The organism is Klebsiella sp. TF21-TM (assembly GCF_019753495.1).
GTDB lineage: Bacteria > Pseudomonadota > Gammaproteobacteria > Enterobacterales > Enterobacteriaceae > Klebsiella > Klebsiella quasipneumoniae.
In genome coordinates this window covers 91,052-106,046 of the sequence record NZ_JAIJYL010000004.1, presented here as the reverse complement: position 1 = coordinate 106,046, position 14,995 = coordinate 91,052, and the positions used below count along the sequence as shown (strand labels likewise).

At 59.6% G+C, this 14,995-nt stretch carries 15 protein-coding genes; 6 read left to right on the top strand and 9 right to left on the bottom strand.

Features of this window, described 5'->3' with window-relative positions; all coding sequences use genetic code 11:
* The 4 genes from sirB2 to hemA are packed head-to-tail and all read right to left on the bottom strand — an operon-like array spanning position 1 to position 3,622.
* Positions 1-393: an invasion regulator SirB2 gene (gene sirB2 / locus K5R89_RS05400; protein WP_217259217.1), complete on the bottom strand. Its 393-nt coding sequence runs from the start codon at positions 391-393 to the stop codon at positions 1-3.
* On the bottom strand, positions 393-1,241 hold the full coding sequence (prmC, locus tag K5R89_RS05395) for a peptide chain release factor N(5)-glutamine methyltransferase (RefSeq protein ID WP_032453303.1): 849 nt from the start codon (positions 1,239-1,241) through the stop codon (positions 393-395). The genes sirB2 and prmC overlap by 1 nt, the downstream gene beginning before the upstream one ends.
* Positions 1,241-2,323 carry a peptide chain release factor 1 gene (gene prfA / locus K5R89_RS05390; protein WP_004203214.1) on the bottom strand — a complete coding sequence of 361 codons (1,083 nt, stop codon included), beginning with the start codon at positions 2,321-2,323 and terminating at the stop codon, positions 1,241-1,243. Before prfA ends, prmC begins: the two co-directional genes overlap by 1 nt.
* Before the next feature lie 42 nt (positions 2,324-2,365).
* Positions 2,366-3,622 (bottom strand): glutamyl-tRNA reductase, encoded by a 1,257-nt coding sequence (hemA, locus tag K5R89_RS05385; protein ID WP_023290148.1) that lies wholly within the window; start codon positions 3,620-3,622, stop codon positions 2,366-2,368.
* A gap of 271 nt (positions 3,623-3,893) precedes the next feature.
* Here hemA and lolB point away from each other — a divergent pair, with 271 nt between their 5' ends.
* The 4 genes from lolB to dauA all read left to right on the top strand — a co-directional run bounded on the left by lolB (position 3,894) and on the right by dauA (position 8,414).
* Positions 3,894-4,505: a lipoprotein insertase outer membrane protein LolB gene (gene lolB, locus K5R89_RS05380; protein WP_023290149.1), complete on the top strand. Its 612-nt coding sequence runs from the start codon at positions 3,894-3,896 to the stop codon at positions 4,503-4,505.
* On the top strand, positions 4,505-5,353 hold the full coding sequence (gene ispE / locus K5R89_RS05375; protein ID WP_072413462.1) for a 4-(cytidine 5'-diphospho)-2-C-methyl-D-erythritol kinase: 849 nt from the start codon (positions 4,505-4,507) through the stop codon (positions 5,351-5,353). Before lolB ends, ispE begins: the two co-directional genes overlap by 1 nt.
* Before the next feature lie 183 nt (positions 5,354-5,536).
* Positions 5,537-6,484: a ribose-phosphate diphosphokinase gene (prs, locus tag K5R89_RS05370; protein ID WP_002910407.1), complete on the top strand. Its 948-nt coding sequence runs from the start codon at positions 5,537-5,539 to the stop codon at positions 6,482-6,484.
* Positions 6,485-6,734: 250 nt separating this feature from the next.
* Positions 6,735-8,414 (top strand): C4-dicarboxylic acid transporter DauA, encoded by a 1,680-nt coding sequence (gene dauA, locus K5R89_RS05365; RefSeq protein ID WP_087827121.1) that lies wholly within the window; start codon positions 6,735-6,737, stop codon positions 8,412-8,414.
* Here dauA and K5R89_RS05360 read toward each other — a convergent pair whose 3' ends face one another.
* A complete protein-coding gene (locus K5R89_RS05360) occupies positions 8,415-9,461 on the bottom strand; it encodes a MerR family transcriptional regulator (protein ID WP_048297769.1) in 1,047 nt (348 codons plus the stop codon). It abuts the gene before it with no gap.
* Between the two features lie 221 nt (positions 9,462-9,682).
* Entirely contained in the window at positions 9,683-9,958 is a 276-nt protein-coding gene (ychH, locus tag K5R89_RS05355) for a stress-induced protein YchH (RefSeq protein ID WP_002910437.1), read from the bottom strand.
* 272 nt (positions 9,959-10,230) lie between these two features.
* On the opposite strand from ychH, the gene pth reads away from it, so the two are divergent.
* Entirely contained in the window at positions 10,231-10,815 is a 585-nt protein-coding gene (gene pth / locus K5R89_RS05350; RefSeq protein WP_004180389.1) for an aminoacyl-tRNA hydrolase, read from the top strand.
* Between the two features lie 117 nt (positions 10,816-10,932).
* Positions 10,933-12,024 (top strand): redox-regulated ATPase YchF, encoded by a 1,092-nt coding sequence (gene ychF / locus K5R89_RS05345; RefSeq protein ID WP_002910443.1) that lies wholly within the window; start codon positions 10,933-10,935, stop codon positions 12,022-12,024.
* Between the two features lie 85 nt (positions 12,025-12,109).
* Here the strand turns inward: ychF and K5R89_RS05340 are convergent, their stop codons facing one another.
* The 3 genes from K5R89_RS05340 to K5R89_RS05330 form a co-directional block, all read right to left on the bottom strand.
* Positions 12,110-12,439 (bottom strand): DUF1869 domain-containing protein, encoded by a 330-nt coding sequence (locus K5R89_RS05340; protein WP_065812925.1) that lies wholly within the window; start codon positions 12,437-12,439, stop codon positions 12,110-12,112.
* Between the two features lie 83 nt (positions 12,440-12,522).
* Entirely contained in the window at positions 12,523-13,437 is a 915-nt protein-coding gene (locus K5R89_RS05335) for a sugar ABC transporter substrate-binding protein (RefSeq protein ID WP_049013397.1), read from the bottom strand.
* Positions 13,438-13,568: 131 nt separating this feature from the next.
* The gene (locus K5R89_RS05330) at positions 13,569-14,984 is read right to left on the bottom strand and encodes a VasL domain-containing protein (RefSeq protein WP_101989392.1); all 1,416 of its coding nucleotides are present in this window, start codon (positions 14,982-14,984) and stop codon (positions 13,569-13,571) included.
* Between the last annotated feature and the right edge of the window lie 11 nt (positions 14,985-14,995).

Below are 14,995 nucleotides of genomic sequence, written 5' to 3'. Positions count from 1 at the left end.
CTACCCCACTATCGGTATTCTTGTGATGGCGAGTTGAATGATGATAAACAACACCACCAGCGCCAGCAGGAACGCGATAAAGCGGCTCTGCTGGCTGCGCGGACGACGACGGCCCAGCGCGATAAAACCTAATGCGATGTAAATGATAACGCCAAACAGCTTTTCAGTCAGCCATGCGCCGTCTTCTGTGAACGGCAGGTAGTGCGTTATCGCCATTAATCCCGCACCGCTGAGAAACAGCAGCGTATCGCTGCAGTGCGGCGCAATTCGCACCCACCGCTGGTTCAGCAGCGGGCTCTGGTGATACATCCACCAGTAACGTAAAACGAACAATCCTACCGACACCACCACGCTGGCGATGTGCAGGTAGAGGACAGCCGTGAATAAGTTCATCAGCCAACGTTCTCCATGTCGGGTAAACGTCCGAGGGTCAGACGCTCATTGTCGCCATAGTCGCGGCAGGTCGCGACATCCAGATAGCCCGCCTCGCGAAACAGGGCGCGTACCGCTTCGCCCTGGGTCCAGCCATGCTCCAGCAGCATCCAGCCGCCGGGCTGCAGATACTGCCGCCCCTCGCGGATAATCTGCGCCAGATCGGCCAGCCCCTGGTCGCCTGCCACCAGCGCCGTCAACGGCTCAAAACGCACATCGCCTTCGGCAAGATGCGGGTCGGCGGCGTCGATATAGGGGGGATTGCTGACGATCATGGCGAAGCGCTGCCCGGCCAGCGCACTGAACCAGTCGCTTTGCCGTATCGTCACGTTAGCAATGCCCAGATGGGCGGCATTACGCAACGCCAGCGCCACGGCGTCCGGCATCACGTCCACCGCGATCACTTCACAGTCAGGACGTTCGCTGGCCAGCGCCAGGGCAATGGCGCCGGTCCCGGTGCCGAGGTCGAGAATACGGCACGGCGCGACGGGCAGACGCGCCAGCGCCTGCTCCACCAGACATTCGGTATCCGGGCGGGGGATCAGCGTCGCCGGGGAGACAAACAGCGGCAGCGACCAGAACTCCCGCTGCCCGACCAGATGGGCGATGGGCTCCCCGCGCTGGCGTCGCTGCAGGAGCGCCTCCAGCGTCGTCGCCTCGTCGGCGGACAGCGTCGTTTCGCCGAAGGCCAGGATCCAGGTGCGCGCCCGACCGGTGACGTGTCCTAGCAGGATCTCGGCGTCGCGTCGCGGACTGTCGCTCTCCGCCAGGCGGGCGATTGCCTGCTGCAGCCAGGCCTGAAAGGTCATCATTCCTGCTCGGACAGCGCCGCCAGCTGATCGGCCTGGTGTTCCTGGACTATCGGCTCAATCAGCATGTCGAGTTTGCCCTCCATCGCCTCATCAAGACGGTAAAGGGTCAGGTTGATGCGGTGGTCGGTCACGCGGCCCTGCGGGAAGTTGTAGGTACGGTTGCGATCGCTGCGGTCGCCGCTGCCCAGCAGGTTGCGGCGCGTGGAGGCTTCCGCCTGCTGACGCTTGGCCACTTCGGCGGCGCGGATCCGCGCCCCCAGCACCGACAGCGCCTTGGCTTTGTTTTTATGCTGGGAACGTTCGTCCTGACACTCCACCACGATGCCGGTGGGCAGGTGGGTAATACGGATCGCCGAGTCGGTGGTGTTAACGTGCTGACCGCCCGCGCCGGAGGAACGGAACGTATCGATGCGCAGATCCGCCGGGTTGATATCCGGCATTTCCGCCTCCGGCAGCTCCGGCATCACCGCCACCGTACAGGCGGAGGTGTGGATACGCCCCTGCGACTCGGTGGCCGGCACGCGCTGCACGCGATGGCCGCCGGATTCAAATTTGAGCCGGCCATAAACGCCGTCGCCGCTGATCTTGGCGATCACCTCTTTAAAGCCGCCGTGTTCACCTTCGTTGGCGCTGAGGATCTCCACCTGCCAGCGGCGCGATTCCGCGTAACGGGTGTACATGCGGAACAGATCGCCGGCAAACAGCGCCGCTTCGTCGCCGCCGGTCCCGGCGCGCACTTCCACGAAGGCATTACGCTCGTCATCAGGATCTTTCGGCAGGAGCAGGACCTGTAGCTGTTGCTCCAGCTGTTCGCCTTTATCTTTGGCGTCGCGCAGCTCTTCCTGCGCCATTTCGCGCATTTCCGGATCGTCGAGCATCATCTGCGCGGTTTCAATATCCTCCTGCACCTGACGCCAGTCGGTATAGCAGCGCGCCACATCGCTTAGTTGAGCATACTCCCGCGACAGCGCGCGGAATTTATCCTGATCGGCAATCGTCGCGGCATCGCCGAGCAGCGCCTGCACTTCTTCGTGGCGCTCGTACAACGCTTCCAGTTTGGCAACAATAGAAGACTTCATAGGCGTGAATTCACCCTGTCCTGAAAATAAGAGAAAGGTGCGCTATTCCAGCCCGAGGCTGTTGCGCAGAATATGCAGGCGTTCGTCGTCCCCGTCACGGGCGGCCTGCTGAAGTGATTTGGTTGGCGCGTGGATCAGGCGGTTGGTGAGCTTACGCGCCAGATCCTGCATAATTTCCTGGGCATCACCGCCCTGCTCCAGCGCGGCCAGCGCCTTCGCCGTCAGCTCCTCACGGACCTGCTCGGACTGAGAACGGTATTCGCGAATGGTCTCGCTGGCGCTCTGCGCGCGCAGCCAGGCCATAAATTCGCTGGTCTCCTGCTCGACGATCGATTCCGCCTGCACCGCCGCGGCCTTACGCTGCGCCAGGTTATGCTGAATGATGTTTTGCAGATCGTCGACGCTGTAGAGGTAAGCGTTAGCCAGTTTGCCGACCTCCGGTTCGACGTCGCGCGGGACGGCGATATCCACCAGCAGCATCGGCTGGTTGCGCCGCGCCTTGAGCGCACGTTCCACCATGCCTTTGCCGATGATCGGCAGCGGGCTGGCGGTGGAGCTGATAATGATGTCGGCCTCTTTCAGCCGTTCGTCGATATCGCTGAGGGCAATCACCTCGGCGCCCACTTCTTCCGCCAGCGCCTGGGCGCGTTCACGAGTGCGGTTGGCGATCACCATTTTGCGCACGTGATGTTCGCGAAGATGGCGCGCCACCAGTTCGATGGTTTCACCGGCGCCGACCAGCAGCACCGTCACGCTCGACAGGGATTCAAAGATTTGCCGCGCCAGGGTACAGGCGGCGAACGCGACGGAAACGGCGCTGGCGCCGATATCGGTTTCGGTACGCACGCGCTTGGCCACCGAGAACGATTTCTGGAACATCCGCTCCAGTTCGCTGACGTTAAGATGGCCGCGGCTGGAATCGGCGAAGGCTTTTTTCACCTGGCCGAGGATCTGCGGTTCGCCCAGCACCAGCGAATCAAGGCCGCTGGCGACGCGCATCAGATGGCTGACGGCATCGTTATCCTGGTGCCAGTAGAGGCTTTTACGCAGGTCTTCTTCATTGAGGCCGTGGTAATCGCACAGCCAGCGGATCAGCGCTTCCTGCAGGTTATCCTGCTCTTCTACGCTGAGATAGAGTTCCGTGCGGTTGCAGGTCGACAGCACCACCCCACCCTGCACCATCGGCTGAGCCAGCAAGCTCTCCAGCGCCTTATCGAGCGTTTCCGGCGAAAACGCAACGCGTTCTCGCAGGGCGACCGGAGCTGTTTTGTGATTGATGCCAAGAGCTAAAAGGGTCATTGTGAGGGAGTAGTACCAGCGTTGCTAAGGTTAGTCTGAGTGCATCATACAGGATGCGCGTAATCAATAAAAGAGAGGCTCCCCTTTTGGAGTAATAGCCAAAGCAAGACCGCCATTAAGGTTAATTTTTTGATTTCAGACAACTTGAACGTAGACGCTATCGCCCGGCGACGCTAGCATTAAGGATTATAAATGTAACCTGCTACACAAATCGGCCCGCTGTTCCCCTGCCGCCGGATTTCACTGTAGACATCAAGGATTTGTCATCATTATGAATCGACTGTTCCGCCTGCTGCCGCTGGCCAGCCTCGTCCTGACCGCTTGTTCTGTTCATACCCCCGAGGGGCCTGGCAAAAGCCCGGATTCGCCGCAGTGGCGCCAGCACCAGCAGGCTGTTCGCAGCCTCAACCAGTTCCAGACCCGCGGGGCGTTTGCCTATCTCTCCGATGAGCAAAAAGTCTATGCCCGCTTCTTCTGGCAGCAGACCGGCCAGGACCGCTATCGCCTGCTGTTGACCAACCCGCTGGGCAGCACCGAGCTGTCGCTGACCGCGCAGCCTGGCAGCGTGCAGTTGATCGACAACAAAGGCCAGACCTACACCGCCACCGATGCCGAAGAGATGATTGGCCGCCTGACCGGGATGCCGATCCCGCTGAACAGCCTGCGCCAGTGGATCATCGGCCTGCCGGGCGACGCCACCGACTATTCGCTGGACGATCGGTACCGTCTGCGTGAACTGAACTACACGCAAAACGGCAAAACCTGGCACGTCACCTACGGCGGCTACACCAGCGATACCCAGCCCGCCCTGCCGTCTAATGTCGAGCTGAACAATGGCGCCCAGCGCATCAAGCTGAAGATGGATAACTGGATCGTGAAATAATGAGCCGCTGGCCCTCACCTGCAAAACTGAATCTGTTTTTATATATCACCGGCCAGCGGGCTGATGGTTACCACACCCTGCAGACGCTGTTTCAGTTCCTCGACTACGGCGATACGCTGACCATCGAACCGCGCGCTGACGGCGAACTGCGCCTGCTGACGCCGGTGGCCGGGGTGCCGGACGAAGAGAATCTGATCGTTCGCGCCGCGCGTCTGCTGATGCGCGCCGCCGGCGAAAGCGGCCGCCTGCCGGCGGGCAGCGGCGCCGATATCAGTATCGATAAGCGCCTACCGATGGGCGGCGGTCTGGGGGGCGGCTCGTCCAATGCCGCCACCGTGCTGGTGGCGCTCAACCATCTCTGGGGCTGCGGACTCTCGGAAGATGAGCTGGCGACCCTTGGCCTGCAGCTGGGGGCCGATGTGCCGGTCTTCGTGCGCGGCCATGCCGCCTTTGCCGAGGGGGTAGGTGAAATTCTGACGCCGGTGGAGCCTGAGGAAAAATGGTACCTGGTGGCCCACCCGGGCGTCAGTATTCCGACGCCGATCATTTTTCGCGACCCGGAGCTACCACGAAATACCCCGCGCCGGTCAATTAATACGTTATTAAATTGTGAATTCAGCAACGATTGCGAGCTTATCGCAAGAAAACGTTTTCGCGAGGTTGATGCCGCGCTTTCCTGGCTGTTAGAATATGCGCCGTCACGCCTGACCGGCACAGGGGCCTGTGTGTTTGCTGAATTTAACACCGAATCCGCTGCCCGTCAGGTGCTGGACACTGCCCCGGCATGGCTAAATGGCTTTGTGGCGCGCGGAGTAAATCTCTCGCCGCTCAAGCAGGCCCTGCTCTGAATCCTGCGCCGTGAGGGCGCATCGTTCATGAGTCAGCCGGGGAAATTGAGTTACGGTGACAACGTCACCCTGTTCCAGACGTTGCATCGTGCTCTTTAAATACACCGACTGGATCGAATGGCGCCAGCCCGCACATTATTGGCCCATTCATCCACCACTGGACGCATGCCTGAGGTTCTTCTCGTGCCTGATATGAAGCTTTTTGCTGGTAACGCCACCCCGGAACTAGCACAACGTATTGCCAACCGCCTGTACACTTCTCTTGGCGACGCCGCTGTAGGTCGTTTTAGCGACGGCGAAGTCAGCGTACAAATCAATGAAAACGTACGCGGTGGTGATATTTTCATCATCCAGTCCACTTGTGCTCCCACCAATGACAACCTGATGGAACTGGTTGTTATGGTTGATGCTCTGCGTCGTGCTTCGGCAGGTCGTATCACCGCCGTTATCCCTTACTTCGGTTATGCTCGTCAGGACCGTCGTGTTCGTTCTGCTCGTGTGCCAATCACCGCGAAAGTGGTGGCAGATTTCCTGTCCAGCGTCGGCGTTGACCGCGTGCTGACCGTTGACCTGCACGCAGAACAGATCCAGGGCTTCTTCGATGTGCCAGTTGATAACGTGTTCGGCAGCCCAATCCTGCTGGAAGATATGCTGCAGCTGAACCTGGACAACCCGATCGTGGTTTCTCCGGACATCGGCGGCGTGGTTCGTGCTCGCGCTATCGCTAAACTGCTGAACGATACCGATATGGCTATCATCGACAAGCGCCGTCCGCGCGCCAACGTCTCCCAGGTGATGCATATCATCGGCGACGTCGCGGGTCGTGACTGCGTGATGGTCGACGATATGATCGACACCGGCGGCACCCTGTGTAAAGCGGCAGAAGCGCTGAAAGAGCGCGGCGCGAAACGCGTATTCGCTTACGCGACGCACCCGATCTTCTCCGGCAACGCCATCCAGAACATTAAAAACTCTGTGATCGATGAATTTGTCGTCTGCGATACCATTCCGCTGGCACCAGAAATTAAAGCGCTGGATAAAGTGCGTACTCTGACGCTCTCCGGTATGCTGGCTGAAGCTATTCGCCGTATCAGCAATGAAGAATCAATCTCTGCTATGTTCGAACATTAATCGAGCCGAGCACAAAAACCCGCTGCGGCGGGTTTTTTTGTCTCTGAATTATTAATTCTTCCACAAAATCATTCGGCATGCGTCAAGGCGGCAAGTGAATGAATCCCCGGGAGCGTACAGGCAGTACGTGACCGGGATAAATGAACGCAGCCAACACAGAGGCATCCCGAAGGATGATGTGGCAATGACCGATGCCTCCTTCACCTGCCATTCAGTTGACAGATGATGCGCTCATGGATGAAACATTATTGTGAACAGATTATTTTCCTCACATGTGATGCCTTTCCGCGCCCTCATCGACGCTTGCTGGAAAGAAAAGTACACCACTGCCCGCTTTACCCGCGACCTGATCGCCGGGATCACCGTCGGGATCATTGCGATTCCGCTGGCGATGGCGCTGGCGATTGGCAGCGGTGTGCCGCCGCAGTACGGCCTCTATACCTCAGCGGTGGCAGGGATTGTGATCGCCTTAACCGGCGGGTCGCGCTTTAGCGTTTCCGGACCGACCGCCGCCTTTGTGGTGATCCTCTATCCGGTTTCCCAGCAGTTCGGCCTGGCGGGGCTGCTGGTGGCGACGCTGATGTCGGGGATCTTTTTAATGCTTTTCGGCCTGGCGCGCTTTGGCCGCCTGATCGAATATATCCCGCTGTCGGTCACCCTCGGCTTCACCTCCGGAATTGGTATCACCATCGGTACCATGCAGATTAAAGATTTCCTCGGCCTGCAGATGCCCCATGTGCCGGAGCATTATCTGCAGAAAGTGGCGGCGCTGGCGATGGCCCTGCCGACCATTAACGTCGGGGACGCCGCCATCGGCGTCGTCACCCTCGGCACCCTGATCCTCTGGCCGCGGCTGGGTATCCGTCTGCCGGGCCACCTCCCGGCGCTGCTGGCCGGCTGTGGGGTGATGCTGGTCGTCAACTTGCTCGGCGGCGATGTGGCGACGATCGGCTCGCAGTTCCACTATCAGCTGGCGGACGGCACTCAGGGCAACGGCATTCCGCAGCTGCTGCCGCAGCTGGTGCTGCCCTGGGATATGCCGGGTTCCAACTTTACCCTCAGCTGGGCTTCGCTGCAGGCGCTGCTGCCCGCGGCTTTCTCCATGGCGATGCTGGGCGCTATTGAATCTCTGCTGTGCGCGGTGGTGCTCGACGGCATGACCGGTACCAAACATAAAGCCAACAGCGAGCTGATTGGCCAGGGGCTGGGCAACATCGTTGCGCCGTTCTTCGGCGGGATCACCGCCACCGCGGCGATTGCCCGCTCGGCGGCGAACGTCCGCGCCGGCGCCACATCGCCGGTCGCCGCCGTGATCCACGCCCTGCTGGTGATCATGGCGCTGCTGATCCTCGCCCCGCTGCTCTCCTGGCTGCCGCTGTCGGCGATGGCCGCCCTGCTGCTGATGGTGGCATGGAACATGAGCGAGGCGCATAAAGTCATCAATCTGCTGCGCCACGCGCCGAAGGACGACATCGTGGTGATGCTGATGTGCATGTCGCTGACGGTGCTGTTTGATATGGTGATCGCCATCAGCGTCGGGATTGTGCTGGCTTCGCTGTTATTTATGCGCCGTATCGCGCGCATGACCCATCTGACGCCGGTCAACGTCGAAGTGCCAGACGACGTGCTGGTGCTGCGGGTGATCGGTCCGCTGTTCTTTGCCGCCGCCGAAGGTCTATTCAACGACCTGGAGACCCGGATCGCCGGCAAGCGCATCGTGGTGCTGAAGTGGGACGCGGTGCCGGTTCTCGACGCCGGCGGTCTGGATGCCTTCCAGCGCTTTGTGAACAAGCTGCCGGAAGGCTGTGAATTACGCGTATCTAACCTCGAATTTCAGCCGCTACGCACGTTAGCGCGCGCCGGCGTCAAGCCGCTGCCCGGACGCCTGAGCTTCTACCCCGATCGTCAGGCCGCGCTGGCTGACCTGTGATCACCCGGCGGCAGGCCCCTGCGCCTGCCGCATCAAGGCTCCGGTCGCCTGCTGCAGCCAGCTCAGCACCGCGGGCGTCATCCAGGTGCCCTTCATCAAATGCGGCTCCTGCTCCATTGCCTGACGAAACTTCTGCAACGTCTGCGGCCGGGTGCCGGCGTAGGACTGAAACAGCTCAAGCCACGCCCGGGCCAGCGCCTGACCCGACGCCGAGTCCGGCGCTACGCCCTCACGGCACGCCTGATGCAGCTTCGCCACCAGCGCTGGCCACTCCTGTAGCCGGTCGAAGTAGTGCCGGCGGGTGAACGCCATCTCCTCGTCGTCGAGATACCGCGCCCAGATAGCCAGTTTGCTTTCGGCAAAGGCTTCGGTGATAAAGGCAATGATGGCCGGGGTGACGCCGGTCTGTTCAACCATTTGCGGCTCGGCGGCATGCATCTCGTTCAGGCGGGTCAGAAACTCCGGGCGCCCGGCCGTATCCTGCTCCAGGCGCTCCATCCAGCGCGTCGCCAGACTCATCGCCTGCGGACTGTCCGTCGGGCAGCCGCTCGCCATCAGCGTCTGCACCTCCTCTGTTAGCTCGCGCCACGCCTGCGCGCGCTGTTCATCCTGTGCCGCAAACGGCAGCACGGCTAACTCCTGTTGACTAAACCAACGATCGTACATTTTCATTAACTCCAGCGTCTGTAGCCAGGACTCCAGATCGGGTTCATTGCCGCTCGCCAGCGCCTCGCGCAGCGCCAACAGCCGGTCGCGCAGCCTGCCGACATCGCGCAGTTGGTCATTAAGCGTCTCTATCTGCTGCGTCAGCAGTTCGGGTAGCGACAGCGTTCGCCGATCGAGATAGTCCTTGATGGTGGCGAGCGTCAGCCCGGTCTGCGCCAGCGCCTTGATCATATGCAGGCGCTGAACCGCGGACAGGTTATAGAGCCGATAGCCCGCCTCGCTTCTGGCCGAAGGCGTTAACAGCCCCGTCTGTTCATAATGATGCAGCGTACGCACCGTCAGCCCGGCGCGCTTCGCCAGCTCTCCCACCTGAATTAACATGACTGCTCCTCTCTGTGGCCAGGTCCGCTACTCTGCTGCCTGACGTAACGTCAGGGTCAAGCGAAAAACGCGCTTGATATTCACTTTTGGCAGCAACCATAGCATCACGAAGCTCAGGTCGGAACGGGGGTCGTCAAATGGCGGGAAAAAGAAGAAGAGATAACGAGAGGCACAGTAAAACGCATCGGCCTTCAGGGACCGATGCGGGAATCATGCTGCGGTTAGCTGTGGCGATGCTGATTACGACGGCAGCGTTTATCGTAGTGGCGCACCCACCAGTAGCGGTCGCTGACCTGCTCGTGGCCGCCAATACGGGCACCGGCCAGCCAGAGCACCGCACCAACGAAGATGCTTAAGATTGCGCCATGCGCAAAGAATTGTGGCAGGTTAAGCTGCGGAAGCTGGTTCAGAATGGAGTAACCCACCCCCACAACCATCACCACCAACCCTAACCCCATGAGTACGTTACCGAGTAACGAAGCGTTTTTGCGTTTCATGTGTCACCTCCGGACTTTGGGTTGCCAGGGAATGTCCCCAAATCTTATAGGTGTAGTATAGACAAGGTCTCTTCTGTGGAGTGCGCCCACGATCACATTAGTGAACAGCAAATAGACAAAAATTTACAAATAAGCCTATGAACAATATCAAATTCTAATGGTTTAGAGAGTAAATCATCAATGCTGGTATTGTCTCGAGGCCAGAACTTTGTCAAGCGCGCCCGCAGACAGTACACTACTCGGCAGAGAATGCCCCATGCAGGAAAGAAAACGTGACCATTAAACTGATTGTCGGCCTGGCCAACCCCGGTGCGGAATATGCCGCCACCCGGCACAACGCTGGCGCCTGGTATGTGGATTTACTGGCGGATCGCCATCGCGCGCCGCTGCGCGAAGAGAGCAAATTCTTCGGCTATACCTCGCGCATCAACCTGGCGGGCGAGGATGTTCGCCTGCTGGTGCCCACCACCTTTATGAACCTTAGCGGTAAAGCCGTGGCCGCGATGGCGACCTTTTATCGCATCAACCCGGACGAAATTCTGGTTGCCCATGATGAGCTGGATTTACCGCCGGGCGTGGCGAAATTTAAGCTTGGCGGCGGCCATGGCGGCCACAACGGCCTGAAAGACATCATCAGCAAGCTCGGCAATAACCCGAACTTTCACCGCTTACGCGTCGGGATCGGCCATCCGGGCGACAAAAACAAGGTTGTCGGCTTTGTCCTCGGCAAACCACCGGCCAGCGAGCAGAAACTGATTGATGATGCCGTCGACGAAGCGGCGCGCTGTACGGAAATCTGGTTAAAGGATGGTCTCACTAAAGCGACCAACCGTTTACACGCCTTTAAGGCGCAATAAGCCGTTGTCGTGCGGCATTTTTGCCGCGCACCGTGTATAATAGGCAAAGCTATTCAATTTTCTGCAATCTGTTCCTGATAACAGATTGATTATCCAAAGATTAAGGTGATTTAAATCATGGGATTCAAATGCGGTATCGTCGGTTTGCCCAACGTCGGCAAATCCACCCTGTTCAATGCGCTCACCAAAGCGGGTATTGAAGCGGCCAACTTCCCCTTCTGTACCATTGAGCCGAACACCGGTGTCGTACCGATGCCCGATCCGCGTCTGGACAAGCTGGCTGAAATCGTCAAACCGCAGCGTATCCTGCCGACCACCATGGAGTTCGTTGATATCGCGGGCCTGGTGAAAGGCGCGTCCAAAGGCGAAGGTCTCGGCAACCAGTTCCTGACCAACATCCGCGAAACCGAAGCTATCGGCCATGTGGTTCGCTGCTTTGAAAACGACAATATCATTCACGTGGCAGGTAAAGTGAACCCGGCGGAAGATATCGACGTTATCAACACCGAGCTGGCGCTGTCTGACCTTGATACCTGCGAGCGCGCGATTCACCGCGTCTCCAAAAAAGCCAAAGGCGGCGATAAAGACGCGAAAGTTGAGCTGGCCGCGCTGGAGAAATGCCTGCCGCAGCTGGAAAACGCCGGTATGCTGCGCGCGCTGGATCTGACCAAAGAAGAGAAAGAGGCCATCCGCTATCTTAGCTTCCTGACCCTCAAGCCGACCATGTACATCGCGAACGTCAACGAAGACGGTTTCGAGAACAACCCATACCTCGATCAGGTTCGCGCTATCGCCGAGCAGGAAGGGTCTGTAGTGGTGCCGGTGTGCGCCGCGGTTGAAGCGGACATCGCCGAACTGGACGATGAAGAGCGTGATGAGTTTATGGCTGAGCTGGGTCTCGAAGAACCGGGCCTGAACCGCGTGATCCGCGCTGGCTACGCCCTGCTGAACCTGCAGACCTACTTCACCGCTGGGGTGAAAGAAGTTCGCGCATGGACCATCCCGGTCGGGGCGACCGCGCCGCAGGCAGCCGGTAAGATCCACACCGACTTCGAAAAAGGCTTTATCCGCGCGCAGACCATCGCTTATGAAGACTTTATCGCCTACAAAGGCGAACAGGGCGCGAAAGAAGCCGGTAAAATGCGCGCTGAAGGTAAAGACTACATCGTGAAAGATGGCGATGTGATGAACTTCCTGTTCAACGTCTAATCCCGCTGGCTGGCGTTTCTGCCGCCATCGAGTAATAAAAAATCCACGCTCCGGCGTGGATTTTTTATTACTCGATGGCGGCGCGCTACTCCACGATATGGGTCTCTTCTGCCGCCTCGTAGCCATCAACGATCTGCACAATCTTTTTTAACTCGTCCTCAATAAAAGCCGGGCTGGCGCTTTCCCCTGAGGCCGGGTGATGAAGCTCCACCGAGATGCCGCTGGCGGCATTGGTCAGCGACAGGCTGATCTCCTGCGGATCCGCCGCAGACGAGGGTCGCCCGATATGCTGCGCGATGGTCGCCGCCGCCACGCGCGTATCAACTTCCGCGAGATGCCCCCACCTCATTTCAACATGTCCCTGCTGCCCTGCCTTTATCACCTGCAGCGTATAGCCGCTTTTTGCCGTTGCCATCTCTTTTCCTCCGGTTTCGTTGCCCGGGCGTCATATTCTCAGCCCGGTTTTATCAGCAAAGTTCGAACATTTCTGCCTTGCCGTTAATGACTCTTTTCCACATAGGTCTGCATGTTTTCTTTGGTCACTAACTCAAACGGGATCCAGACATGGGACTCGACTTTTTCTCCTTTCATCAGCTTCAACGCCACCGCTAAGGCCGTTTTGCCCTGACCAACGGCATCCTGGAAAACCGTTACCTGGATCTTATCGCTGGCCAACGCTTTCAGCCCATCCGGCGTGGCGTCGATGCCGCCGATCAGCAGCTTCTTCTGGCTCTTCTCCAGCGCCATCGCCGCGCCAATCGCCATCTCGTCGTTGTTCGCCGCCACAATATCAATCGCTTCCCCGTTGCCTGTCCAGTTCTGCATCAGATCCATTCCCTCGCTGCGGGAATAGTTGGCCGGCTGTTTCTGCACCACTTTCATCGCCGGATATTTGGCCACCACCTGCTCTACGTCCCTGGTGCGCTGCAGCGCGCCGGCATCGGTGAGATTGCCAATCATGATGGCGACGTTGCCTTTGTAGTTCGCCAGCTTCGCCAGCGCTTCCATCTGCAATGTGCCGGACTCCCGCTCGTCCGAACCGACAAACACCACGCCAGGCGGTAACGTTTTATCCCCCGGCGTCCGGTTCACATACACCAGCGGCATCCTGGCCTGCTGCGCCATCTTCGTCAGCTGCGGGGTGCTGGCGGAGTCCACGGGATCAACGATGATCGCGTCCACGCCGGAGGCAATGAAGCTCTGCACCTGATCGGCCTGGCGCCCGGTGTCGCCGCGGGCGTCTTCGAATTGCACCTCGACCTGGCGGGCATGAGCTTCTTTCTCAATGGACTGACGAATAATGGTGAGAAAGTTTTGATCGAAGTAAGCCATCGAGACGCCGATCTTCTCCGCCAATGCCGAAGCGGAACTGGCCAGAAGGCCAACTAACAGGATGATTTTACAGTGCTTCATAGCATGCCCTCAGGGTTTGAAATAAAATTTTCAATATAAAATGAAACGGTATATTTAAATCATTTTCAGACTACGAAGGGCGTAGAGTTCTTGCAATCATGATGTAAAGAAAATGTTGCCATGCGCACACTTTATTTCACCGCCTCACTCACCGAGGGCCCACCGGTTGCGGGTCGCGCAGCGGGCGGTGGCGCCGGCTGTTTTCGCTTCAGCAGGGCATACTCCACGATCAGCTGTTGCAGATGCAGTTCGGCGAGACTGCCGCGGGCGGCTGGCCAGGGTTGACCTGCGGGGAGCGCGGCCAGCTCGCGCAGCTGCTCTTCCAGCGGAACGGCGCGGTTAAGCGACTGCATAATGGCAAACACCGCCGTTTTCAGTTCGCTCACCGTCAGGTACTTCCCCTTCTGCTCGTCGAGGGCATTGAGCTGACCGGCAAGCCGTTGCAGCTGACGCATGCCCTCCGCCCAGCCGGTGAGGTTTTCCGCGGGCAATGCCGCAGCGCTTAGCTGCCGCTGCCACTGCTGCGCCAGGGGCTTTGCCTGTTCCGGCCAGCGGCTCAAGGCCAGCTGGACCAGCCGGTCGCCGTAGCTTATCGCCCAGTCCGGCGCCAGGCGGGCGAGATCGTCAAGCTGGCGCTGCGCCTGGCGCAGATCGACCGGCGCGTGGGGAGATGCCCCCGGAAGGTCCGCTAGCGGCCCGGCCTGTTGCGTCATCACAGTCGGCGGCAAATCGGTCTGGCGCAGCGCCAGCCATCCGCCGACGGCGATGCCCGACACCGCCAGCATGGTGACCATTCCGGCGATAAATGGCTTCCAGCGCGACGCGGCGACCGGAGTCGATGCCATCCCTGGCGCGGGCCGCTTTGCTGGTGAAGACGGAGCCAGCGGCTCAGCCTCTGGTCTACGTTGTCGTTCTGGCGCTGGCTCAGCCTTCGCAGCATCCTCTTCGCTGACCAGAGCGTCGGGAAGTGCCGCCTCAGACATCGCCACCGGCGGCGCGACGGGAGGCGCTGGCGCAGGGTCGAGGTTCTCGAAGCGGGTTGCCGTGCTGCGCAGCAGCGCCCGCAGGTCACTCAGCGGGTTTTCAGGCGCGATCTCAAGGCGCTGGAGCACCGCGTCGAAGGTTTGCAGCGAACACTCAGCCTGGCTAAGCGACGCAAGATCGTCCGGGGTGAGGTTCAGGGTGCGGATCACCTGCCGCAGCCGCTTGCTCAGGGTGCGGAAGATTTCGGTGCGGGCCGGGAGCGCCTGCGGCCACAGGTTTTTACCCTGGTGGGCCAGCAGCGTTTCCAGCAGCGATAGCCCCTCGTTGATCCCTGCCAGGCCGTCCAACCGGGCGCGGGCCAGCGTATACCAGGCGACAGTCTGCAGATCCGCGCCGTGATGCTCCAGCAGCGCACGGGCAAGCTGCTCGGCATACGGCCAGTTAATATCCGGCCGCGCCGGGTGGCTGAGCTTGTTCATTTCCGCACGCAGGGCAATAAAATCAGCCAGCGTGCGTGGGTCGCCACCGGTTTTATAGCGGCAGTCTTTATGTGTTGTCATCATGATGTCTTTCA

Coding starts and splice junctions, on each gene's coding strand:
- sirB2 (WP_217259217.1), bottom strand. CDS start 393: ATGAACTTATTCACGGCTGTCCTCTACCTGCACATCGCCAGCGTGGTG.
- prmC (WP_032453303.1), bottom strand. CDS start 1,241: ATGACCTTTCAGGCCTGGCTGCAGCAGGCAATCGCCCGCCTGGCGGAG.
- prfA (WP_004203214.1), bottom strand. CDS start 2,323: ATGAAGTCTTCTATTGTTGCCAAACTGGAAGCGTTGTACGAGCGCCAC.
- hemA (WP_023290148.1), bottom strand. CDS start 3,622: ATGACCCTTTTAGCTCTTGGCATCAATCACAAAACAGCTCCGGTCGCC.
- lolB (WP_023290149.1), top strand. CDS start 3,894: ATGAATCGACTGTTCCGCCTGCTGCCGCTGGCCAGCCTCGTCCTGACC.
- ispE (WP_072413462.1), top strand. CDS start 4,505: ATGAGCCGCTGGCCCTCACCTGCAAAACTGAATCTGTTTTTATATATC.
- K5R89_RS05360 (WP_048297769.1), bottom strand. CDS start 9,461: ATGTTAATTCAGGTGGGAGAGCTGGCGAAGCGCGCCGGGCTGACGGTG.
- ychH (WP_002910437.1), bottom strand. CDS start 9,958: ATGAAACGCAAAAACGCTTCGTTACTCGGTAACGTACTCATGGGGTTA.
- ychF (WP_002910443.1), top strand. CDS start 10,933: ATGGGATTCAAATGCGGTATCGTCGGTTTGCCCAACGTCGGCAAATCC.
- K5R89_RS05340 (WP_065812925.1), bottom strand. CDS start 12,439: ATGGCAACGGCAAAAAGCGGCTATACGCTGCAGGTGATAAAGGCAGGG.
- K5R89_RS05335 (WP_049013397.1), bottom strand. CDS start 13,437: ATGAAGCACTGTAAAATCATCCTGTTAGTTGGCCTTCTGGCCAGTTCC.
- K5R89_RS05330 (WP_101989392.1), bottom strand. CDS start 14,984: ATGATGACAACACATAAAGACTGCCGCTATAAAACCGGTGGCGACCCA.